The sequence below is a fragment of the Syntrophobacterales bacterium genome (assembly GCA_019429105.1).
GTDB lineage: Bacteria > Desulfobacterota > Syntrophia > Syntrophales > UBA5619 > DYTH01.
Genome location: JAHYJE010000080.1, coordinates 1 through 4,107, shown reverse-complemented (window position 1 = coordinate 4,107; position 4,107 = coordinate 1). Strand labels below are relative to the sequence as shown.

Annotated in this window: 9 protein-coding genes; all 9 read left to right on the top strand. The window is 53.9% G+C overall.

Features of this window, described 5'->3' with window-relative positions; translation table 11 throughout:
- Window positions 1–178: DUF86 domain-containing protein (locus K0B01_14645; GenBank protein ID MBW6487381.1), on the top strand; the 178-nt coding region annotated here is incomplete at its 5' end.
- 46 nt (window positions 179–224) lie between these two features.
- Window positions 225–521, top strand: a complete 297-nt coding sequence (locus K0B01_14640) for a hypothetical protein (protein ID MBW6487380.1) — start codon at window positions 225–227, stop codon at window positions 519–521.
- A 396-nt stretch (window positions 522–917) separates the two neighbouring features.
- On the top strand, window positions 918–1,187 hold the full coding sequence (locus K0B01_14635; GenBank protein ID MBW6487379.1) for a type II toxin-antitoxin system HicB family antitoxin: 270 nt from the start codon (window positions 918–920) through the stop codon (window positions 1,185–1,187).
- A 40-nt stretch (window positions 1,188–1,227) separates the two neighbouring features.
- Window positions 1,228–1,410: a hypothetical protein gene (locus K0B01_14630; GenBank protein MBW6487378.1), complete on the top strand. Its 183-nt coding sequence runs from the start codon at window positions 1,228–1,230 to the stop codon at window positions 1,408–1,410.
- On the top strand, window positions 1,395–1,868 hold the full coding sequence (locus K0B01_14625; protein ID MBW6487377.1) for a nucleotidyltransferase domain-containing protein: 474 nt from the start codon (window positions 1,395–1,397) through the stop codon (window positions 1,866–1,868). Before K0B01_14630 ends, K0B01_14625 begins: the two co-directional genes overlap by 16 nt.
- On the top strand, window positions 1,861–2,319 hold the full coding sequence (locus K0B01_14620) for a DUF86 domain-containing protein (protein ID MBW6487376.1): 459 nt from the start codon (window positions 1,861–1,863) through the stop codon (window positions 2,317–2,319). Before K0B01_14625 ends, K0B01_14620 begins: the two co-directional genes overlap by 8 nt.
- 10 nt (window positions 2,320–2,329) lie before the next feature.
- Window positions 2,330–2,641: a nucleotidyltransferase domain-containing protein gene (locus K0B01_14615; protein MBW6487375.1), complete on the top strand. Its 312-nt coding sequence runs from the start codon at window positions 2,330–2,332 to the stop codon at window positions 2,639–2,641.
- Complete coding sequence (locus K0B01_14610) at window positions 2,638–3,054, top strand: HEPN domain-containing protein (protein ID MBW6487374.1); 417 nt, start codon at window positions 2,638–2,640, stop codon at window positions 3,052–3,054. The genes K0B01_14615 and K0B01_14610 overlap by 4 nt, the downstream gene beginning before the upstream one ends.
- Window positions 3,055–3,122: 68 nt before the next feature.
- Window positions 3,123–4,107: hypothetical protein (locus K0B01_14605; protein ID MBW6487373.1), on the top strand; the 985-nt coding region annotated here is incomplete at its 3' end.

The window sequence follows — 4,107 nt, the reverse complement described above, 5'->3', positions numbered from 1 at the left end:
AACGACCTTCCAGAACATGGCATCGTTCAGGAACATGCTTGTTCATCGTTACGAAAAGACCGACGATGAGATCATCTTCGGCATCTTCAGAAAGCGCTTGGGCGATTTCGATCTTTTTGGCCGTTTGATAACGGATTGGATAAATCATCATGAGACGCCCCCCCCGCAAAAACGCTAATTTTAAAGACCTGACCCCCGAACTTGCACAAAAGATGGAGGCAACTATGGAAAACACAGCGATTATAAATGAAATTCTTTTCGAAGACGGATATCTGTCGTCTGACGATGCGCTGAAGGATTGGTCGGTCATGATTGCCTTATCCAGGATTGATCAATTCAGAGCTGAAAAGGAAAGTTTTGAAAATAAGTATAAAAAATCATTCGAAAGTTATGAACGGGAACTTCATGCGGTCAAAGGCAAAGAGGATTTCCAGAAAGAAAATGATCTGGAAGATTGGGAATTTGCCTGCAAGGCATTGATCTGGTGGGAAGATAAGTTGCGGGCGCTCCAGAATGCTTAAGCTTCTTACCAAATACAGCGACGTCATCGCGTCTTATAAAATTTCCAGATTTGAGCATTTCGGACAAATTCTCAGGTTTCGCGCCGAGTTGATATTGATCGACAATACGATTCTTCACGTCCGGGAGACGGTTTTAAGCATGTCTATTCGCAAATATTCCTATCATTGGCAGGATCGCCGCGGCAAACTGATCATGCGGTGGGACAATGCCCCGGATTGGGATATGGACACTTTTCCTCACCATGTACACGTGGGGAAAGAAGACGCCGTTGAACATTCTTTTGATCGTACTTTAGAACAGGCATTGAATGTTGTCCGAAGCCGGTTATCAAAGTCAAACGATGTGCCCCCCGCAAAACGCTAAATTTCAAGACCTGACCCCCAAAGGAGTATGTCATGCTCGTAGAATATATCGATAAGGCCATGAGTAAGGCGGTTTACGATAAACTTGAAGACGGGTCGTTTTCCGGAAGCATTCCCGAATGCCCCGGCGTGATCGCTTTGGGAACGACGCTTTACCAGTGTGAGCAGGAACTGAAGTCCAGCCTTGAGGGCTGGCTCATCGTCAAGATTCGGTACGGAGACAAGTTGCCGGTTATGGGCAGGATCAACCTGAATGCTCGGATGCCCGTCTTCCCTGGAGCAACTACAGCGGCGCATGCATAGCTGGAGACCATGCAAGCGACGGGATTTTATCCGAAAGTTGATGAAGATCGGTTTTGCATCGCCGGAGGCGGGCGGCAGCCATTCCTATATGCGTTGCGGCGCCTATACATTCACAGTGCCGGGCAACAAGGAATACTCTGTTCCTCAGGTCAAGGAGCTTCTCAAGGAAATCGAGCGGGGAATCAATAGAAAAATAGAGTTGGATGAATGGGAAAATCTGTGAACCCGCAAAACGCTAAATTTCAAGACCTGACCCCCAAAAATATCATCGAGAGTTTCTTCCGCGGGGAAGCCGATAGCTTCCGAGTGCGTGCCGCCGTCCTGTACGGATCCTGGGCCGGAGGTTTTCCCCGTCGGGATTCCGACGTGGACGTGGCGGTCGTCTTCGAAGATGAGCCGGATGATGATACCGCCTACCGGCGCCTGATGGACATGTCTCTGCTCTTGTCGGACCTGACGGGCCGGGAAGTCAACATGATCCCCATCGATCGCGATTTCCGCAAACCGATGCTCTATTACAACGCCCTCGTGCAGGGCCTTCCCGTTTACCGGAAACGTGACGACGATATCATCCGCCTGCGGAAGAGGGCCATCGACGAGATGGAGGATTTCAGCCTCTTTGGCCTACAATGGCAGGCCGAGATCGCCCGGCGAAACCTGGAGGTTCTGAAAAATGCCTGAATTCCGCTATGCCCGCGGTCGCATCGTGGATTCCATCCGGTATCTTTCCGAAGAGATGAAAGAGTTTCAGGAGGACTACGCGGATCGGTCCTGGCAGGATTACCAGAAGGATAAGAAGTTACAGAAGTTGATCGATCGAACGGTTGAAAATATCCTGACGGCCCTGATCGAGGTCTGTGGCGTATTTCTGACCAATCAGGGGATCTCCGTGGAAAGTTATGGCGACGCCCTGAGAAAGGTGGGAGAGCTTCTGGGCCTCAGCGAGCAGGAACAAAACGACCTCGCCGGATTGGCCCTGCAGCGGAATCGCCTGGCCCATCGCTATCTCAATTTTCGTTGGCAGACGATCCGCGCATTTTCGGACAAGAGAGAATTGATTGCCCGGGTCGCCGACTTTCTTCTGCGAAAGGATGAGGCGCCCCCCGCAAAAACGCTAAATTTCAAGACCTGACCCCCGAAATATGGAACAGATTCTCATTGATCTGAAGAAAAGTTTGCAGGAAATCGTCGGCGACCGCATGGTCAAGATGGTGCTTTACGGCTCCAGGGCTCGCGGCGATTTCAGCGCCGATTCCGACACGGATATCGCCATTGTTGTCCGGGGTCTCTCGCCGGAGATGAAGCGTTCCATGCTGAGCCGGGTGGCCGACATCGAGTTTGACTATCTCCGCTCCCTCTCCACGCTGATTCTGTCGGAAGAGGATTTTCTACAGCTTAAAAAGCGCGAACGCCGGATCGCCGTCGACATCGAGCGAGAGGGGATCCCGCTTTGACCGAAGAAAACCGGAAAGAAAACATCCGCGCCGAGCTGGACAGGGCGGCAGAGGCCCTCGCTGCGGCCACGCTCCTCTATGAAAACGGCTATATCAGCGATGCCGTCTCCCGGCTGTACTACTTCGTTTTGTATCATGTCCGGGCGCTTTTATTGTCAAAGAATCTGGAGCCGCGAAGCCACGACGGGGCGCCCCGTCTTCTGGGGCTGCATTTTGTCCGGGAAGGCCTCATGGATAAGAAGGCGGCCCAGGTCTTTTCAAAGCTGATGAAATTCCGTGAAGAGGCGGATTACAATCCCGTTTCGATGTTTACCGGCGAGGATTTTGTTGCATTCAAAGGGGAAGCGGAGATATTCGCCGCCGCGGTAAGGAGCTATTTGATCTCCGCAAAAACGCTAAATTTCGAGACCTGACCCCCAACGGAGTTACCTATGCCGGAGCTCCGGCATACCCCCCAGAAAAATAGCACCCGGAGACGTCCATGACCTCAAGCTCAGCACTTGGTTTTACTCAGTCCTCAGCACTCAGCACTCAGCACTCGGTCCTCAGCACTCAGTACTCTGTCTCTCCGACCGGCGAGCAATTCCCTCTGCCCACTCCGCAGGAGGAAGCCGCTGAAATCCAACGCCTCCAAGCCCTCGTCGCCGACCACCGCGCCCAGGGCCACGAAATCGTCGTAGTCCTTGGCGTAGGCTTCGTCGGCGCCGTCATGGCCGGCATCGTCGCCGACTCCGTTCAAAAAACACCTGTCATTCCCGAAACATCTGTCATTCCCGAACAAAAAACATCTGTCATTCCCGAAGTCTTCAATCGGGAATCTAATTCCCTTATCATCCCTCCCGGCCAACCCAACAAGTTCGTCATCGGCCTCCAGCGCCCATCCACCCGCTCCTACTGGAAAATCCCGCTCCTCAACCGCGGCATCGCCCCGGTCGAGGCCGAAGACCCCGAAGTCGCCCAAATGATCGCCCGCTGCGTCCTCGACAAGAAAACACTCACCGCCACCTACACCTACGCGGCCCTCTGCCTGGCCGACGTGATCGTCGTGGACGTCCAGTGCGACTACTTCAAGGAAACCCTCGGCAACTGCCGCCAGGGCCACGCCGAGATCGCCGCCCTCGAAGAGAGCCTCAAGGTCCTGGGCGAGAAGATTCAGCCCCACTGCCTCGTCCTGATCGAAACCACCGTTCCCCCCGGCACCACCGAATACGTCGCCTACCCGATCCTGAAGAAGGCCTTCGAGCGCCGCTTCGGGGGACATGACCCGAATTCGCAGAATTCGGTATCGTGTCCCCCGAATACCTGTTCTGAACCCCTCCTCGCCCACTCCTACGAGCGCGTCATGCCCGGCCGGGAGTACGTCGCCTCCATCCGCGACTTCTGGCGGGTCTGCAGCGGGATCAACGAACCGGCGAAGGAAAAGGTCGTGAAGTTCCTCTCCGAGATCCTGAACGTCGAGAAGTTCC